Annotated in this window: 19 protein-coding genes; 15 read left to right on the top strand and 4 right to left on the bottom strand. The window is 51.0% G+C overall.

Annotated features, from left to right (window positions below; genetic code table 11):
- Positions 1–185: 185 nt before the first annotated feature.
- From BKD14_RS07315 to BKD14_RS07360, 10 genes are all read left to right on the top strand, one after another.
- A complete protein-coding gene (locus tag BKD14_RS07315; protein WP_245293615.1) occupies positions 186–1,415 on the top strand; it encodes an ABC transporter substrate-binding protein in 1,230 nt (409 codons plus the stop codon).
- A 151-nt stretch (positions 1,416–1,566) separates the two neighbouring features.
- Positions 1,567–2,445: a sugar ABC transporter permease gene (locus tag BKD14_RS07320; protein WP_022709423.1), complete on the top strand. Its 879-nt coding sequence runs from the start codon at positions 1,567–1,569 to the stop codon at positions 2,443–2,445.
- The gene (locus tag BKD14_RS07325; RefSeq protein ID WP_022709424.1) at positions 2,445–3,329 is read left to right on the top strand and encodes a carbohydrate ABC transporter permease; all 885 of its coding nucleotides are present in this window, start codon (positions 2,445–2,447) and stop codon (positions 3,327–3,329) included. Before BKD14_RS07320 ends, BKD14_RS07325 begins: the two co-directional genes overlap by 1 nt.
- A gap of 3 nt (positions 3,330–3,332) precedes the next feature.
- Entirely contained in the window at positions 3,333–4,448 is a 1,116-nt protein-coding gene (locus tag BKD14_RS07330; protein ID WP_075654916.1) for an ABC transporter ATP-binding protein, read from the top strand.
- Positions 4,449–4,457: 9 nt separating this feature from the next.
- Positions 4,458–5,993: a GMC family oxidoreductase gene (locus BKD14_RS07335; RefSeq protein WP_075654917.1), complete on the top strand. Its 1,536-nt coding sequence runs from the start codon at positions 4,458–4,460 to the stop codon at positions 5,991–5,993.
- Entirely contained in the window at positions 5,990–6,766 is a 777-nt protein-coding gene (locus BKD14_RS07340; protein ID WP_075654918.1) for a 3-ketoacyl-ACP reductase, read from the top strand. The genes BKD14_RS07335 and BKD14_RS07340 overlap by 4 nt, the downstream gene beginning before the upstream one ends.
- Before the next feature lie 39 nt (positions 6,767–6,805).
- Complete coding sequence (locus BKD14_RS07345) at positions 6,806–8,461, top strand: GMC family oxidoreductase N-terminal domain-containing protein (RefSeq protein WP_075654919.1); 1,656 nt, start codon at positions 6,806–6,808, stop codon at positions 8,459–8,461.
- Positions 8,462–8,469: 8 nt separating this feature from the next.
- A complete protein-coding gene (locus tag BKD14_RS07350; protein ID WP_075654920.1) occupies positions 8,470–8,790 on the top strand; it encodes a Dabb family protein in 321 nt (106 codons plus the stop codon).
- A 219-nt stretch (positions 8,791–9,009) separates the two neighbouring features.
- The gene (locus tag BKD14_RS07355) at positions 9,010–9,768 is read left to right on the top strand and encodes a hypothetical protein (RefSeq protein WP_348625523.1); all 759 of its coding nucleotides are present in this window, start codon (positions 9,010–9,012) and stop codon (positions 9,766–9,768) included.
- A gap of 26 nt (positions 9,769–9,794) precedes the next feature.
- Positions 9,795–10,868 (top strand): linear amide C-N hydrolase, encoded by a 1,074-nt coding sequence (locus BKD14_RS07360; protein WP_075654922.1) that lies wholly within the window; start codon positions 9,795–9,797, stop codon positions 10,866–10,868.
- Between the two features lie 95 nt (positions 10,869–10,963).
- Here BKD14_RS07360 and BKD14_RS07365 read toward each other — a convergent pair whose 3' ends face one another.
- Positions 10,964–11,587 carry a GGDEF domain-containing protein gene (locus BKD14_RS07365; RefSeq protein ID WP_245293593.1) on the bottom strand — a complete coding sequence of 208 codons (624 nt, stop codon included), beginning with the start codon at positions 11,585–11,587 and terminating at the stop codon, positions 10,964–10,966.
- Between the two features lie 380 nt (positions 11,588–11,967).
- Here BKD14_RS07365 and BKD14_RS07370 point away from each other — a divergent pair, with 380 nt between their 5' ends.
- Complete coding sequence (locus tag BKD14_RS07370) at positions 11,968–12,492, top strand: GNAT family N-acetyltransferase (RefSeq protein ID WP_075655723.1); 525 nt, start codon at positions 11,968–11,970, stop codon at positions 12,490–12,492.
- Positions 12,493–12,528: 36 nt separating this feature from the next.
- Here BKD14_RS07370 and BKD14_RS07375 read toward each other — a convergent pair whose 3' ends face one another.
- Positions 12,529–12,897, bottom strand: a complete 369-nt coding sequence (locus BKD14_RS07375; protein WP_139316356.1) for a hypothetical protein — start codon at positions 12,895–12,897, stop codon at positions 12,529–12,531.
- Between the two features lie 190 nt (positions 12,898–13,087).
- Between BKD14_RS07375 and BKD14_RS07380 the strand changes: the two genes are divergently transcribed.
- Entirely contained in the window at positions 13,088–13,360 is a 273-nt protein-coding gene (locus BKD14_RS07380; protein ID WP_075654925.1) for a hypothetical protein, read from the top strand.
- Between the two features lie 149 nt (positions 13,361–13,509).
- On the opposite strand, the gene BKD14_RS07385 is transcribed toward BKD14_RS07380, so the two are convergent.
- The gene (locus tag BKD14_RS07385; RefSeq protein WP_075654926.1) at positions 13,510–14,715 is read right to left on the bottom strand and encodes an MFS transporter; all 1,206 of its coding nucleotides are present in this window, start codon (positions 14,713–14,715) and stop codon (positions 13,510–13,512) included.
- A gap of 255 nt (positions 14,716–14,970) precedes the next feature.
- Here BKD14_RS07385 and BKD14_RS07390 point away from each other — a divergent pair, with 255 nt between their 5' ends.
- The gene (locus tag BKD14_RS07390; RefSeq protein WP_022711695.1) at positions 14,971–15,780 is read left to right on the top strand and encodes a helix-turn-helix transcriptional regulator; all 810 of its coding nucleotides are present in this window, start codon (positions 14,971–14,973) and stop codon (positions 15,778–15,780) included.
- 193 nt (positions 15,781–15,973) lie between these two features.
- Positions 15,974–16,771: a hypothetical protein gene (locus tag BKD14_RS07395; RefSeq protein ID WP_022711694.1), complete on the top strand. Its 798-nt coding sequence runs from the start codon at positions 15,974–15,976 to the stop codon at positions 16,769–16,771.
- 70 nt (positions 16,772–16,841) lie between these two features.
- On the opposite strand, the gene BKD14_RS07400 is transcribed toward BKD14_RS07395, so the two are convergent.
- Positions 16,842–17,414 carry a hypothetical protein gene (locus tag BKD14_RS07400; protein WP_022711693.1) on the bottom strand — a complete coding sequence of 191 codons (573 nt, stop codon included), beginning with the start codon at positions 17,412–17,414 and terminating at the stop codon, positions 16,842–16,844.
- A gap of 321 nt (positions 17,415–17,735) precedes the next feature.
- Here BKD14_RS07400 and BKD14_RS07405 point away from each other — a divergent pair, with 321 nt between their 5' ends.
- On the top strand, positions 17,736–18,185 hold the full coding sequence (locus BKD14_RS07405) for a universal stress protein (protein WP_075654927.1): 450 nt from the start codon (positions 17,736–17,738) through the stop codon (positions 18,183–18,185).
- The last annotated feature ends 12 nt before the right edge of the window (positions 18,186–18,197 follow it).

Below are 18,197 nucleotides of genomic sequence, written 5' to 3' on the forward strand. Positions count from 1 at the left end.
AACACTGCTTGACGAACGGAGAATTGTAACGTCCTATTTCGCCTGACGGTTGGTCGTAAAAGAATAGCCCGATCAATCTTGCGAGCCGAAAATTTATGCTGTTCGGGAGGACAGCACGTAATGACCAAGCGGGAGGATTCCGCTGCTGACAACTTGCAAACGGGAGGAATACGATGCGCAAGTTTATGACAACAACAGCAATGGCTTTAGGTTTTATGGCAGGTGCGGCTCAGGCTGCGGAGAATGTAGAGGTGCTGCACTGGTGGACAGCCGGTGGCGAGGCGGCAGCTCTGGATGTATTGAAGAAAGATCTCGAAGGTAAAGGGATCGGCTGGACGGATATGCCGGTTGCCGGTGGCGGCGGTACAGAAGCGATGACCGTTCTGCGTGCCCGCGTTACAGCGGGAAATCCGCCGACCGCCGTGCAGATGCTCGGTTTTGATATTCGTGACTGGGCAAAAGAAGGCGCACTCGGTAATCTGGATGAAGTTGCGGGTAAAGAAGGCTGGGAAAAGGTTATTCCGGCACCGTTGCAGGAATTTGCCAAATATGACGGTCACTGGATTGCCGCTCCGGTGAATGTTCACACCACCAACTGGATGTGGATCAACAAAGCAGCCCTCGACAAGGCAGGCGGTAAAGAACCGGCCAATTGGGATGAGCTGATTGCACTGCTGGACAAGTTCAAGGAACAGGGCATTACACCTGTAGCCCATGGCGGCCAGCCATGGCAGGACGGCACGATTTTTGATGCTGTGGTGCTGTCATTCGGCACGGATTTCTACAAAAAAGCCTTTATTGATCTCGATCCGGAGGCCCTTGGCAGTGATACGATGAAACAGGCTTTCGATCGTATGACCAAGCTGCGCTCTTATGTGGATGACAATTTCTCCGGTCGTGACTGGAATCTGGCATCAGCGATGGTGATTGAGGGGAAAGCCGGTCTGCAATTTATGGGCGACTGGGCAAAGGGCGAATTTGTCAAAGCCGGTAAGAAACCGGGTGAGGATTTCGTCTGTATGCGTTATCCGGGGACACAGGGCGCTGTAACTTTCAACTCCGATATGTTTGCGATGTTCAAAGTTGCGGAAGACAAAGTTCCGGCGCAGCTGCAAATGGCTTCCGCGATTGAAAGCCCGACATTCCAGTCCGCTTTCAATGTCGTTAAAGGTTCGGCACCGGCACGTACCGATGTACCGGATACCGCCTTTGATGCCTGCGGTAAAAAGGCAATCGCCGATGTGAAGGAAGCCAGTGAGAAGGGCACAATGCTCGGTTCCATGGCGCATGGCTATGCCAATCCTGCTGCTGTTAAAAATGCGATTTACGACGTTGTAACCCGCGAATTTAACGGTGAACTGACTTCGGAAGAAGCTGTGAAAGAGCTTGTGGCAGCCGTTGCCGCCGCTCAGTAAACTGATTGCAAAACCGGAGGCTGCCTTTGGGCAGCCTCTGTGATCCGGCACCGATTGTGACCGGTCATTTATTGACAGCATTTGAAATTGAATTTTTTTAAGCGCCTGTCCGGTTGTCTGGCCGGATATGTGCCAAGTGTGGTGATTGACCATGAATAGCCGCAGCTGGTTGCAGGAGCTGTTGCCAAAACTTGTCTTGGCTCCGAGCTTTTTTATTATCCTGATTTTTGTGTATGGCTTCATTGCCTATACGGGGCTTCTGTCGCTGACAGACAGTAAGATGTTGCCATCCTATAATTTTGTAGGATTGGAGAATTATTCCAAGCTCTGGGCGCTGCCGCACTGGTGGCGGGCAATTTCCAATCTGGCGATTTTTGCGTCGCTTTATATCATTATCTGCTCGGTAATCGGGCTGTTTCTGGCGATTATGCTGGATCAGAAGATACGCGGTGAAGGTTTTCTGCGCCCGATCTATCTTTATCCGATGGCGCTGTCTTTCATTGTAACCGGTACAGCATGGAAGTGGTTTCTCGATCCGGGCATCGGGCTTGAACATACGATGCAGGTCTGGGGCTGGGAGAGCTTTCACTTCAATTGGATTAAAGATCGCAATTACGCGATTTACTGTGTGGTGATTGCAGCTGTCTGGCAGTCTTCCGGTTTTATCATGGCGATGTTTCTGGCTGGTTTGCGCGGCGTGGATAATGAAATCATCAAGGCCGCGCAGATAGACGGCGCATCGACATTTACGACCTATCGCCGGATTATTATCCCGATGATGCGACCGGTCTTCCTGTCGGCTTTTGTGGTGCTCGCGCATCTGGCGATCAAGGCCTATGATCTTGTTGTTGCTTTGACCGGCGGCGGCCCCGGACAGGCAACCGAAGTGCCGGCAACCTTTATGTATTCCTATACATTTACCCGCAATCAGATGGGGATCGGTGCTTCTTCGGCGATTATTATGCTGGCGATGATTTTCTCGATCATCATCCCGTATCTTTATGCAGAAATTCGCGGAGGGAAGCGCTGATGAGTGGTTCTGACAATCCGCAAAATGCAATCTCGCATAAAAGGCTGACACGGGCACTGATCTATACGCTGCTGCTGATCTTCGCTGTTTATTATCTGCTGCCGCTTTATGTGATGGTGGTCAATTCTTTCAAGCCGCTGGAGGAAATCCGGCAGGGCGGCATGCTCAATCTGCCACAAAGCTGGACGATCGAGCCGTGGCTGTCTGCATGGTCTACAGCGCAGATCGGTGTGCAGCCAACCGGCGTGAAGCCGTTCTTCATCAATTCCATTCTGATGGTGGTGCCTGCTGTTGCGATTTCCACCATTGTCGGCGCGCTCAACGGCTATGTGCTGACCAAATGGAGTTTTCGCGGTTCGAATATTTTCTTCGGATTACTGCTGCTGTCCTGCTTCATTCCGTTTCAGATTGTGCTGATCCCGATGGCGCGTATTCTCGGAATGCTGGGGCTCTCCGGTTCAATCTGGGGGCTTATCATGGTGCATGTCATCTATGGTCTTGGCTTCACAACTCTGTATTTCCGGAATTATTACGAGGCATTTCCGACAGAACTGGTACGTGCCGCCCAGATCGACGGGGCAAGTTTCATGCAGATTTTCCGGCGCATTCTGCTGCCGTCTTCGGGGCCGATTATCGTGGTTTCAGTCATCTGGCAGTTCACGAATATCTGGAATGACTTTCTGTTCGGTGCGTCATTTTCCGGTGCGTCATCCACGCCGATGACGGTGGCGCTGAATAATCTCGTCTCATCCTCAACGGGGGTGAAGGAATATAATGTTCATTTTGCAGCGGCGATCCTCGCCGCGCTGCCAACGCTGATCGTTTACATCGTTTCCGGCCGCTATTTTGTACGTGGTCTGATGTCCGGTGCTGTGAAGGGATAAAGCATGTCATTTCTTAAAATTACAAACCTTCGCAAGTCATACGGCGCGGTAGAAATTCTCAAAGATATCAGTCTTGAGGTTGAGGAGGGCGGTTTTCTGGTGCTTGTCGGGCCGTCCGGCTGCGGAAAATCCACTTTGCTCAACACGATTGCCGGACTGGAGCCGATCAGCGCGGGTGATATTGCTATTAATGGTCAAGCGGTCGCTGATCTGCCGCCGTCCAAGCGCGATATTGCCATGGTATTTCAGTCCTATGCGCTTTATCCGAATATGACGGTTGCCGGAAATATCGCATTCGGCATGGAAGTGCGCGGCGTTCCGAAAGACGAACGTGAAAAAGCCATTCGCGACGTATCGGAAATGTTGCAGATCGGGCATTTACTGGATCGCAAACCCAGCCAGCTCTCCGGCGGGCAGCGCCAGCGTGTGGCAATGGGGCGGGCGCTGGTGCGCAATCCGCAGGTCTTTCTGTTTGATGAACCATTATCCAATCTTGATGCCAAACTGCGTGTAGATATGCGCACTGAGATCAAACGTCTGCATCAGCGTATGAAAACCACAATCGTTTATGTGACCCATGACCAGATTGAAGCGATGACACTGGCAACAAAAATTGCCGTTCTTAAAGACGGAATTCTGCAGCAATTCGGCACACCGGCAGAAATTTATAACAGTCCGGTCAATATGTTCGTAGCGGATTTTATGGGCTCACCAGCCATGAATTTGCTGACAGCAACTGTAGAAAACAGTGCGCAGGGGCTGCAGATTTCACTTGAGCGACCAGATAGCGGCCCGCTGAAACTGCCGGTGCCTGCGAGACAGAAGGAACTGGATGCCTATGCCGGTAAACAAGTGGTCTTCGGTATCCGTCCTGAGGCGCTGACTGATCCTGACGGAACAGACCGCAATGCGGGCACAATCGCGGAAGGTGATTGCCATATCGAAGTTGTAGAACCGGCAGGTTCGGACACTTTTGCCGTGACCAAGCTCGGCGGTAAGGAAGTGGTAGCGCGATTGCGGGCAGATGCGCATATCCATGCGGGGCAGACCGCGCGGCTGGCCTTTAATCTGGATAAAGCTGTGTTCTTTGATCCGCAAACGCAACAGCGTATTGCGTGAGATAAGTGCATGAGTGTTTCTTCATCAAAGCAACCGGATATTGTCATTATCGGTTCAGGCATCGGCGGGGCAACAATCGCTTCGGGGCTGGCGGCGAGCGGCGCTGATATTCTGATCCTTGAGGCTGGCGGGCATTTGCCGGACAGACCGGAAAATCGCGATCAGGCTGCAATTTTTCAGCGCGGCTTTTTCCGGCCAGACGAGTTTTGGTATGAGAAAAGCGGCAGTGCAGGCGGATATACCGCTTTTAATCCCGGTAATTATTACAATGTCGGCGGCAATTCAAAATTCTATGGTGCGGTGCTGTTGCGTTACCGTGCCGAGGATTTTGAGGAGATGCAACACAGAGAGGGCGTGTCTCCTGCATGGCCGTTCGCCTATGAAGAGCTTGAGCCGTGGTATTGCGAGGCCGAGCAGCTTTATCAGGTGCGGGGCGCTGCGGGTGACGATCCGACTGAGCCGTTTCATTCGCAAGCCTATGCCTTTCCGCCTGTGCCGGAAGAGCCTGCAATTGCTAAGGTAAGGGCACGGCTGAAGGCTAATGGTTTGCAGCCTTTTTCACTGCCTCTGGGTGTGGACGTGGAGCGTTGGTTGCGCAAGGCGAAAACGCCGTGGGATGCGCATCCCAATTGCGATGACGGCAAAATGGATGCTGAAACGACTGCGCTGGCCAAAGCTTTGCAGCATTCCAATATACGCTTGCAAACGGGGGCACGGGTTACAAAACTGAACACGGCGGCTGATGATAGGCATATTGAGAGTGTCTGCTATGTGAAAGACGGCACTGAGCATCGCCTGACACCGAAACTGGTGATCCTGTCTGCTGGAGCGGTGCAATCTGCCGCTTTGCTGCTGCGCTCAGCCAATGCGCAGCACGTTCAGGGATTGGCCAATTCCTCAGGGCAGGTTGGCCGTAACTTCATGAATCATAATGCGAGTGCGGTTCTGGCTGTGTCGCCATGGTATAAAAACACATCCGTTTATCAAAAGACTTTCGGCCTTAATGATTTCTATCTTTCCGATGGCGAGGGTGGCGCCCCTTTAGGGAATGTACAGCTTTTGGGGCGTATTTCCGGACAGATTCTCAAAGCCAGCCTGCCGCAAGTACCACTATGGATGCTGAATAAACTCTCCGCCCATGCCATCGATTTCTACGCGATGAGCGAGGATCTTCCGCATCCGGACAGCCGGATTATGGTGGATGGCGAGCGCATCATCATGCAGTGGCAGCGCACCAATTGGCAGGCGCATCTTGATCTGGTGAAAAAGCTGAAAATAGTGCTGAAGGCGGCTGGCTTTCCGCTCGTTTTGTCCCGTGTTTTTGACAAGCGTACACCGTCACATCAATGCGGAACGGTGCGGATGGGGAGTGATCCGGCACAGGCACCGCTGGATGTTTTTTGCCGTGCCTATGACCATCCCAATCTGTTTGTGGTTGATGCATCTTTTTTGCCGACATCTGCAGCGGTTAATCCTGCACTCACAATTGCTGCGCAGGCGTTGCGTGTGGCCGCACATATTTCTGCAAAGGATTTGCAGTCATGACAGTTGCACAGCGTCCCGTTGCTCTGATTACCGGCGGCCGTCGCGGTATTGGCTTCGCGATTGCCAAAGCGCTTGCGCAGTCGGAATTTGATATAGCGGTCACCGGAATAGAGGCCGTTCAGACTGACGATCCTGTACTCGCGGAACTCGGTGCGCTGGGTGCCGATGCGCATTACTGGCAGTCGGATTTGTCTGATATCAGTCAGCATCAAACAACGGTTGATGCGATATTTCAGCACTTTGGCACAATTGATTGCCTTGTGAATAATGCGGGTATCGGCTCGGTTATACGCGGGGATTTTCTGGAGTTGCTTCCGGAGAATTTTGACACGGTCATGAATGTTAATCTGCGGGGTACAATCTTTTTTACGCAGGCTGTTGTACGCTCAATGTTGGCGGTGAAGCACAGTCAGAAAGCCCGTACAATCATTAATATTACCTCGGTTTCCGCATCTGCCAGTTCACCCGAGCGGTTGGATTATTGTGTCAGCAAAGCAGGTTTATCGGCATTTAGTCAGGGGCTGGCTTTGCGGCTTGCTCAGAGTGGTATTGCGGTTTTTGAGGTTCGTCCCGGCATTATCCGCACAGATATGACTGCAAAAGTCTCAGAAAAATATGATGCGCTGATTGCTGAAGGACTGGTGCCTGCCGGACGTTGGGGAGAGGCGGCGGATATCGGAGCGATTTGTGCCGGTCTTGCCTCCGGTGCCATGCATTTTGCCACGGGAACAGTGATTGCTGCGGATGGCGGCCTGTCAATTGCGCGCTTCTGACGTGCATTTCTGAAATGACCTGATTTAAGGATCAGAACCATGCATTATGATTATATTATCACCGGTGCGGGGCCTGCCGGTTGTGTTCTGGCAAACCGCTTGTCAGAAGACCCTGATGTGAAGGTTTTGCTGCTGGAAGCCGGTGGCAGCGACCGTAATCCGTTGTTTCATATGCCTGCAGGCTTTGCAAAGATGACCAAAGGTGTTGCCAGCTGGGGCTGGGAGACTGTTCCGCAAAAACATATGAAGGGGCGGGTGCTGCGCTATACACAGGCTAAAGTCATCGGCGGCGGTTCGACGATTAATGCCCAGCTTTATACACGCGGTAATGCGGCGGATTATGATCTCTGGGCTGAGGAAGACGGTTGCAAAGGCTGGAGCTATCGCGAGGTTCTGCCATATTTCAAACGTGCTGAGGATAATCAGCGTTTTGCTGATGATTATCATGCCTATGGCGGGCCGCTTGGCGTGTCGATGCCGGTTTCTGCCTTGCCGATTTGCGATGCGTATATCCGCGCGGGGCAGGAGCTTGGTATTCCCTATAATCATGATTTTAACGGTAAGACACAGGCCGGTGTCGGGTTCTATCAGCTGACGCAACGTAACCGCCGCCGCTCTTCGGCAGCCCTTGCTTATCTTGAGCCGGTTAAAAACCGCAAGAACCTGACAATCCGGCTCGGCGCTGCCGTAACGCGCATTGTGCTGGAAGGATCGCAGGCAGTTGGTGTGGAAATTGCCACGACCCGAGGCACAGAGATTATCCGCGCCGAGCGCGAAGTGCTGGTGTGCTCCGGTGCTATCGGCTCGCCGAAACTATTGCTGCAATCGGGTATTGGTCCTGCGGATCATCTGAAATCTGCCGGTGTTGCGGTTCAGCATGATCTGGCCGGTGTGGGTTCCAATATGCAGGATCATCTTGACCTGTTTGTGATTTCAGAATGCACGGGCGATCATACCTATGACAATGTCGCCAAGCTGCATCGCACATTGTGGGCAGGGCTGGAATATATGTTGTTCCGCTCAGGGCCTGTCGCATCCAGCCTGTTTGAGACCGGCGGTTTCTGGTATGCAGACCCGCAAGCTCGTTCGCCGGATATCCAGTTTCATCTTGGCCTCGGCTCCGGTATCGAAGCCGGTGTTGCAAAACTCAAAAATGCCGGTGTCACGCTTAATTCCGCCTATCTGCATCCACGTTCGCGCGGCACGGTGCGGTTGCGCTCGGCTGATCCGGCGGCTGCGCCGCTGATTGACCCGAATTACTGGTCTGATCCCCATGATGTTAAAATGTCGATTGAGGGATTGAAAATCGCGCGTGAAATTTTCGATCAGGCGGCTTTGAAACCTTTTATTCTGGCGGAAAAACTACCGGGTAAGCAGGTGATGAGTGATCAGGACTTGTTTGATTATGGTTGTGCCAATGCGAAAACCGATCATCATCCGGTAGGCACCTGCAAAATGGGAACGGGTGAGGATGCAGTTGTCGGTCTTGATCTTAAAGTTCATGGGCTGGAGGGACTGCGTGTCTGTGACAGTTCGGTGATGCCGCGCGTGCCGTCCTGCAATACCAATGCGCCAACAATTATGGTGGGAGAAAAAGCAGCGGATATTATCCGCGGTTTACCGCCGCTGCCTGCCGCGATTTTTGCCGATGAGCGCAATGATTTCCGTCCGCGTGCACGGACACAAATTAGATAGGCAACCTTATGATCCGTCACTGTGTCTTCATTCACTTTAAAGCATCGGTTTCACAGGCTGAGAAGGATGCGATTTTTGCAGAAATCGTGGCATTAAAATTTCGCTTAAAAGGGCTCCTCGCCGTGCATCTTGGTAAGAATGTCAGCCCTGAAACCGGCATGGATAAAGGTTATTCGGAAGGTTTTATTGTGGATTTTGCTGATGCTGAATCCCGTGATACCTATCTTGCTGATCCTGAGCATCAGAAAACCGGCGCGAAAATTGTGGCTGCGGCGCAGGGCGGTACAGGTGGTGTGCTGGTCTATGATCTGGAAATAAAAACCGTTTGAATATTGCTTGCTGTTGCAGCTTTTTTAATCCGCTTGTTCAATTTATTTTTGTCTTATCATGTTATTTATTGGAAATGCCGGCTGAATACTTCGGACGGAAGTTGACCCGCTGCCATAATCATCTATTTTCTCAATAGATTCTTAATTTATCGGCAAGGGGCATGCCTGCTTATGCGTAATATTGCACTTCTAACGACTTCAGCGTTTTCCGGTCTGGCTATGATGTGTAACGCAATGGCTGCCGATGTGGCTCAGCCGCAATATATTGCCGAAGATGGCTGGAAGATTATCGTCAGTCCTTATGTCTGGGGTGCTTCGCTCAAAGGTAAATCTGCTCTGGCCGGTATTCATACGGATGTGAATATCCCGTTCTCCGAGATTTTTGATAATCTTGATATGGCGGTGATGGGAAATGTTGAGATTGTTAAAGGCCCGCTGGGTTTTTATATCGACGGTCAATATGTTTCCACCACACAGGACGAAAACCTGTTCGCCAATGAGCTGGCTCTGAATGTGAAGACAACCTCGATTGCCGGTGGTGCATTCTATCGCGTTTATGAGCAGGAACTGGGCGGCGTAACTGTTTTCAATGATCCGCAGCGTTTTACAGTCGAGCCGACAGTGGGTGTACGCTGGACAAAGATCAAAGCTGATCTTGCTGTCGGAAGATTCAGTGTCACCAAAAAAGCAGAATGGACAGACCCGTTTATCGGTGTGCGTCTGAAAACTGATCTGAACGAGCGCTGGAACCTGTCCGGTGAGGCTGATATCGGCGGTTTCGGTGTCGGTTCCAAACTCAGCGTGAATGCACAGGCCTATCTCGGCTACCGGACTTTCCTGTTTGACCGCCCGACCAATCTGCGCATTGGCTACCGCGTTCTGTCGCAGGATTATCAGGGTGACGATTTTACCGGCCACACCTTTAAATGGGATGTCGTGCAGCACGGTCCGGTTCTCGGCCTGTCCATGCGGTTCTGATCTTATTCAAAAAGCGGGGTTTTCTGATGTTTCTGCACCGTAAAGCGGTTCGTTCCGCGCTTGTGGCTAAAACAGTTGCATTGTCCTTATTCGCTTCGCCGCTGATTGCGGAAGCCTGCACCCGTGTCGTCTATCAGGGTGCAAATGATGATGTGATCACGGCCCGTTCCATGGACTGGAAAGTGGATGTGGCGACCAATCTCTGGCTGTTTCCGAAGGGTATGAAGCGGAATGGCGAGGCCGGTGAAAACTCGATTGAGTGGACATCGAAATATGGCAGCGTCATCGCTTCGGGCTATGATATTGCAACCACAGACGGCATGAATGAAGTCGGGCTTTCTGCCAGCGTTTTATGGCTGGTAGAATCCGAATATCCGGAATTTACAAAAGACAAGCCCGGCCTGACAATTGCTGCCTGGGCGCAATATGTGCTTGATAATTATGCAACGGTGGAAGAGGCCGTCGCCGCGCTGAAGACCGAGCCTTATACAATTGTTACCGATAAAGTTCCGGGTGAAAGCAGACTGGCAACGCTGCATCTGGCCATTTCCGATGCGAGTGGTGACAGCGCAATTATCGAATATATCGACGGCAAGCAGGTTATTCATCACAACCGTAAATATCAGGTCATGACGAATTCCCCGACTTTTGACCAGCAGCTGGCACTGAACAGCTATTGGCAGCAAATCGGCGGCACAGTCATGCTGCCGGGCACCAATCGTGCCGCAGACCGTTTTGCCCGCGCATCATTCTATATTAATGCCATTCCGAAGAGCGAAAATCCGGATGTGGCGCTGGCAAGTGTGTTTGGCGTTATTCGCAATGTGTCGGTGCCATATGGTATTACCACACCGGATCAGCCGAATATCTCTTCCACACGCTGGAGAACTGTGGCCGATCAGAAGCGCAAACTCTATTTCTTTGAGTCTGCCCTCACACCCAATACATTCTGGGTCGATCTGAAAGGCATGGATTTCTCCGCTGAGACCGGTAAGGTCAAAAAGCTCGATCTGGGTGAAAATCAGACCAATGTTTTTGCCGGCAATGTGAATGAGCAGTTTAAGGAAACAGAACCGTTTCAGTTTCTCGGACTCGAATAAGCGCTTTCACTAGCACTCAAACGAAAAAGACTGTTCTGCAGACTTTGCGAACGGTCTTTTTTGTGAGCTGATATGTCCGTGCGCTAATAATCGTCTTAACCGATGGTGTTGCGGTTGTGGCTAAGGCTTTGCTGGTTGAGTACCACCTGATTGCGGCCGTTTGCTTTTGCCTGATACAGGCTTTGATCTGCCATACGGATGAGCTGTGCGGTGGTCACAATGCCGGAGGAAAGGGCGATGCCGATGCTGATTGTCAGCGGATAAGGCTGATCCGGCAAGGGCGTGAAATTGATTGCCTCAACGCTCTTGCGTAATTGCTCGGCAATATTCTGCGCCTCAGCCATATCGGTATTGCTGAGGAATACGGCAAATTCTTCACCGCCGATACGGCCGATAAGGTCATCCACCCGCAATGACGAGCGAAGCGCGCTGACAATTGCAGTCAGAGCTTTGTCACCGGCGTGATGACCGTAAAGATCATTGATATTTTTAAAATTATCGGCGTCTATCACCAGCAATGCTGCTTGCGTGCAGTTTTTGTTGGCGTGTTTGACCTGCTCGAGAAAAGCATTTCTGTTCAGAAGACCGGTCATGCTGTCAGTGTCGGCGCGTATCTGCAACAGCCTGTTAGCCTCAGTCAGCTCATCTGATGTCTTTTTCAGTTTGGCATTTTGTATGAAAATATACATGCTGATCGGAAAGCCGGTCAGTACAGGCATGATTGAATTCATCAGAAAAACAAAAGCAGTGAAGGGCTGGCCGGATGCATAACGGATGCTGAATGAAAATATCTGGCTCAACGCGACGACCAAGGCAGTCACGAATGTTGCTTTTAAAAGAATTTGATACACATCAGCCCCCAGACCATTGCTAAGGTTGCTCTTAAGCAGCTTTCCTAATTATGACCAGCAAGTTTGCCCGATTATGAGGGCAAGTTTTTTAAATTGCTTTTTTATTTTGAGAGCATATTGGCTCTGTTTTAAATTAGATAATTCAAATATTTATTGATTTTTTTAAAGCTAGTAATTTATGCTGTTTACAGCAGGAACACGCTCCAAATAATTTATGCGGATTTTCATTCTTGTGAAAGCTGATGGTTATGACTGGCTTCGAAATTAAACCTCTGCCTTATGATAATATACATATCGCACAGCTGCGCGATCTTCTGGTTGAAACAGTCGCCAGCGGCGGCTCTGTCAGCTTCATGCATCCTCTTGAGCCGGAAACGGCAGAGGCATTCTGGGAGGGTGCGATGAACTCTGCGCAGAGCGGAGAGCGGATTATTCTCGGTGCTTTTGACGGTGAGAAGCTTGCCGGTACAGTCAGTCTGGTTCTGGTGCAGACCGCGAACCAGCCGCATCGTGCGGAGATCAGCAAGCTGATGACCTCTGTCTCCTGTCGCGGGCGCGGTGTGGCAACATTGCTGATGCAGGCTGCGGAAGCTCTGGCATTGCAGCATGGCCGCACACATCTGATGCTTGATACGGCAAGTGACAGTCTTGCGGTGTCAGTCTATGAGCGGCTGGGCTTTAAGCGGGTCGGCGAGGTGCCGGATTTCGCTCTCGATCCTTTCGGCACTTTGACCGGTACGATCTATTTCTGGAAAGACCTGAAATCTGTTTAGAGCAAGCGCAGCGTGTGCAATTAAACGCGACACGCTCTAGTCCTGCGCGACAGTGACTTCGACATGTTCCGGATGAATATCCACGCGTATCAGCGGTGTGCCGTTTTCAATAATTGCACGGTCGCGGTCGGAAAGTGAGCCTTCGGAAAGCATTTTCTCCAGCTTTGCGCGGTTCGCCTTGTCGTTGAAAAACACATCGGATTCATCTTCCGGATCCATTTTGCCAAAAATGTAAAAATTGGCGCGATCCTGACGGATAATCGTGGCTGCGGAGTTCAGCGCCACGCCTGATGAGTTGTAATGATCCTGTTTGCTCAAGCGTGCCCAGTATGTATCTATGGGCTGTGCCCAGACATTTGTCGTCATACCCAGTACCGAAACAGACAAAAACACTACTCGCAACATATTGCTCCCCCCATAGTCCTGTTGCTTTCTATAATCCATTTTCGGCAGAAATGGAAATATTGTCACTGGCAGGTGGTTTTTGTTTTAAGTGAAAATAATTTGTTATTTTGAAAGATAAAAACACCAACATAAGCTGCCGGTGCATAAAATATTGCTCGTTTATCGACAGATCATAAAGAGAGATACTTCTATGAAATTCAAAACACTGGTTGCTGCATCCTTTTCTGCACTGCTCATCTCTGCTGCTGCAAGTTCCGCAGCATCTGCCTGCACGCAGGAAGAACTGACCAAGAAAGCAACAGACTTAACTGCTGCAATTCAGGAAGTGTTGACGAAAGATCCGAGCCGCGCTCAGGAAATTATGACAAAGTCGCAGGAAATGCAGACCAAATATCAGGGTACCACTGATATGAATGAAGCCTGCAAGGCTTATGACGAGCTGCTGGAAAGCATCAAGAAATAATATCCGGTCTTTGTTCCGGAGCAGGCGGCGGTTCCCGTTTTTGCTTTTCCGGCGATTAGGTCCCGACGGAAAAGTGCGCTCCGGAATAATGATTGAGATAAAAAACGGGGAAGACCGCAAGGTCTTCCCCGTTCTCTTTTCTAGGCCGATTATGCGGCCATTTTTTTCGGCAGGCGCGGCAGCAATATTGTCAGCACGCCCAGCAGTGGCAGGAATGAACACAGCCAGTAGACATATTCAATGCCGTGGCTGTCGGCAAAATCGCCGAGCAATGCAGCTCCGATACCGCCTGCGCCGAATGCGAAGCCGAAGAACACACCGGCGATCATGCCGACACGTCCCGGTACCAGTTCCTGCGCAAAGACCACAATTGCGGAGAATGCCGAGGAGAAGATAATGCCGATGACAACGGCCAGAACACAGGTCCAGAACAGGTTGGCATAAGGCATCATCAGGGCGAAAGGAATAACGCCGAGGATCGAGAACCAGATGACGAAACGGGCGCCCATTCTGTCACCGATCGGGCCGCCGATGAAAACGCCGGCTGCCGATGCACCGAGGAACAGGAACAGCATCAGCTGGGCATTTTGTACCGTGACATCGAATTTCTCGATGACGAAGAAGGTGAAATAGCTGGAAATACTGGCCATATACACATTCTTGGTCGTGGTGAGCAGCACCAGAACCAAAATGGCGAACATCACGCGTCCCTGCGGCAGCGGCAGAGTGCGGTCTGCAGCAGGTTTGTTTTTGCTCTGACGCTGTTTTTCAGCATACCAGCGGCTGACGCGGGTCAGCGCGATAAAGCCGAAAACCGCAATGATTGCCAGCCATGCAACGCTCGACTGACCATTTGGCAGAATGATGAAAGCGGCAAGCAGAGGGCCGAGTGCCGAGCCGAAATTGCCGCCGACCTGAAACAGGGACTGGGCAAAGCCGTGGCGACCACCGGAGGCAATACGCGCCACACGTGAAGCCTCTGGATGAAAGATCGCCGATCCCAGACCAATCAGGCTGGAGCCGATCAGCAGCACCGTATAGCTGTCGGCATTGGCGAGCAGCAAAAGACCGGTGAATGTGCTGACACTGGAGAGTGGCAGAGAATAAGGCATCGGCCAGCGATCGGTGATAATGCCGATGACCGGTTGCAGAAGGGAGGCCGTGATCTGGAAGGTCATGGTCAGGAAGCCGATCTGACGGAAATCCAGATTATAATTGGTTTTAATCAACGGATAGATCGCTGACAGCAGCGATTGCATAATATCGTTGAACATGTGGCAGAAGCTGACAACCACAATCAGTGAAACGGTTGTGGCTTCAGTTATTTTTGGTGACTGGCTGGTCACGGTCGTCATTGCAAGTGCTCCGGATATGTTATGCCTTTTTTGAAGTCACGCGCTGTCCGGCATTAGCCGGATATATGCATTCTTTCTGTAAGTCAGAGGTCAATATTTCATGTAGCGTTCAGCGCCGATAAAGATGATGCTCTGTGCCTATCTGACCGGATGCCGCTTTTTGATTTTTCTCTGACTGGCAGCATTCTGCTTAGTCCGCTTTTCTCTGGCCTGCTTTCGTGCTAAGGACGTAAAGTTTTTTAACTGGGCCAAATCATGCATTTAAATAGTCCCGATGATATAAATACACTGATTTCGCAGGGTTTTCATCTGATCGAACATGCCGCTGATCCGGTTGTCGCCCTTGCCAGACAATATCCGGGCGGCTTGCTGATCCCAATGCACCGCCATTCCCGAACGCAGTTTCTTTATGCGCGTTCAGGCGTTGCACTGGTTGTAACTGAGCGCGGGCGCTGGATGATCCCGCCGGATCATGCTTTGCTTATTCCGCGCGGTATCGAACATCGGGTTGAAATGTTCTCCGGTGTTGAAATGCAATCGGTCTATATGCGTGACTATGACCATAGCGGTCATCCTTGCGTGTTGTCAGTGAATGAGCTGGTGCGCAGCCTGCTCGCAGAGGTGGTGAAGCTGCAAAAGCCTGATGCGGATGATGAGCGCAGCGGTTTGCTTTTTGATCTGCTGCTCCATGAGATTAAGCGCCTGCCAGTGCGTGAGCTGGGACTGCCGTTTCCGGAAAAGCCGGCACTGGCCGCATTGTGCAAAGCATTTTTAAAAGCGCCTGATCCGGCTGCGGATATTGACAGCTGGGCAGAGAAAATGGGTATGAGCCGCCGTTCTTTTACAAGGCTGTTCCGCGCGCAAACCGGCGTGAGTTTTGTGACATGGCGTCAGCAGGCCTGTATTTTCGCATCATTGCCAAAGCTTGCCTCCGGTGAGCCGATTACATCTGTTGCGTTCGATACCGGTTATGAAAGCGCTGCGGCCTATACCACAATGTTCAAGCGAATGCTCGGCAGTTCTCCGCGAGATTATATGCGCCAGCAAGCCGGTTATGCCGGATAACAAGGGATGAGATATTCTTTGTTTTTACGCATGGCTTGGTACTCAAATCAGTCCCCACCTTTGCGAGACATGCTCTGGCATTGAACTGTTATTTAATGTACGGCAGTATATTGTGCAAACAGTGAAGAGAGCGCAAAAGCACTCCGGACTTTTTCTATTATAGTTTGCGCGTTATTTGCTCGGAGGGGGCAGAATGCACCATTTGTTCGGTATATCACCAGCTTTGATGTTCTTGCTGTTTTGTGTTTGTGGCATCATTTTCTATGCAGTCGGACTGGTGTTTCTGCGCATTTTCGCAAGACAAGCATCGAAAGATATTCTGACGCTGCCGATCGCAGCATTTGTCGGCACAATTGCAACGGCATGGGCTTTGGCGCTGGGCTTTGTCGCTGCCGATATCTGGACTGTGAATGGCCGTGCAGATCAGGCCGCTAGCGAAGAACGCTCATCTATCACCCGTCTGATCGGTATGGCACGGCCGGAGGCTCTGAATGATCCGGTTTTGCTCAAGGCGCTCACAGTTTACCGTGTAACAGTGATTTCTGAGGAATGGCATAAAGGCTACAATACCCAGCCCGCCCGCGCGGTTGAGGAGGCGTTGCAGAATATCCGTGTCTCGATGATCAGCCTTGCACGCGGCGATATACCGGGGGCTTTGATGTCGCAGATGGTGCGGGATTTTGATGAAATGCAGGATGCCCGTAATGCGCGCCTTGCATTGGGATCAAGCTCTGTCAATCATTACAAGTGGTATCTGGTATTTTTCCTGACTGTTTTGACTCTGGTTGTTATAGCTTCTGTTCATGCGGATCGGCCGAAAGCAGGGCGCAAAGCGCTCGCCATTTATATTGTGACTGCAACGATGAGTATGTGGATTCTGGCGATCCATACCAGCCCTTATCGCGGTGTCGGGCGTATTGATCCGACTGTGCTGTTTACGAGCCAGAAAAATGCGATGAGCTTGCCGGAGGCTTTCCATAAAAAAGGATAGCCTATTCATTATCTGATGCCGGTTATACCGGCATCACGTCAAGCTCAGCCAGCATAGTCGCGCTGTCAGTTCAGGTGCGGTGAACCGGTTTTCCTGTATAGGAACCCGCATTTTTCGCATTGCGCTGTTGCTGGATACGGTCGCGGAACTGGTCAACAGTCATTGCCCCCTGAACATCCATGATCTGGCTGACCTGCGTTTCAGTGAGGTTTCCGGCTCCGCCTTTCAGGCGCAGGCTGACAATCGTATTGCCGAGCTTGGAAGCTTCAATGCACAGGCGGGCATCTTCCTTGCTGATGCCGTGGGAGGCAAAGGAGCTGATAACACTGCCGATAATGCCGCCTATGGCCGCGCCGGTCAGCATACCGATTGAAGCGGCAACCAGCCAGCCGGCAGTTAAAGCCGCAGAGCCGACAACCGGCACCGCGATCAAGCCGAAACCTGTAATCAAACCGGCAATACCGCCAATCACAGTGCCGATACCGGCATAGTTGACGATTTCATCGCACATGGTTGTATCTTCTTCCGCAAATTTGCGGCTGACAATGACAATGTCAGAGTGAGGAAAGCCTGCAGCCTCAAGATTATGCACGACCTGTTTTGCAGAGCCGTAATGATCGTAAATTCTAGAAATAAGTTTCATTTTATTTCTCCTGCAGCGTTTGAGTACCTTTCCGGAATAAAGTCTGCCTTCTTCAAAGTTATTTTCTTTGAAGTAACATGATAATTTTACCATGTTACTGAAATGATGGTATCACAATATTTTATTATTTTAAGTTGTAATTGCCGGTAATTCTTGGATCTCTGCCGTTTTGCGCTATTTTGTTGATCTCTATGTGCGGAATCCGGCTTCACACATGGTATTATGCGTTTTAAGATAAAATCTGCTTCAGCGTGAGGTTTACTGATGCTTTGGCTCCGGCTTCACTGAAGACAGGTCATTTAACGGGGCAGGGACAGCATAATGTATAAGCATATTTTGATTGCTACGGACGGATCTGAGCTTGCACAAAAAGGTCTGGAACAGGGGCTGCAACTGGCCTCTAAACTTGGAAGCAAAGTGACTATTCTGACTGTGACCGAGCCGTTTCCGATGATGGCAACCGCGAGCAGCGCAGGCTGGATTGCCAGCCCGAAAGATATCGAAATCTATAATGAAAATCAGGCGCGACAGGCGCAGGATATTCTCAAAGCGGCTGGTGAGGCGGCCACCAAAGCCGGTATTACTGCCACGCTGAAACATATTGATGAGCGCTGGCCTGCCGAGGCAATTATCGATTTCAGCCAGCACAGCGATGTTGATCTGATTGTGATGACATCCCATGGCCGCCGCGGTATCGGCCGCTTGTTGCTGGGCAGCCAGACCAGTGAAGTGCTGACACATACCAAAACGGCTATATTAGTTGTGCGCTAAAAGGCGACCTTT

This window comes from Pseudochrobactrum sp. B5 (assembly GCF_001939785.1).
Taxonomy (GTDB): domain Bacteria; phylum Pseudomonadota; class Alphaproteobacteria; order Rhizobiales; family Rhizobiaceae; genus Pseudochrobactrum; species Pseudochrobactrum saccharolyticum.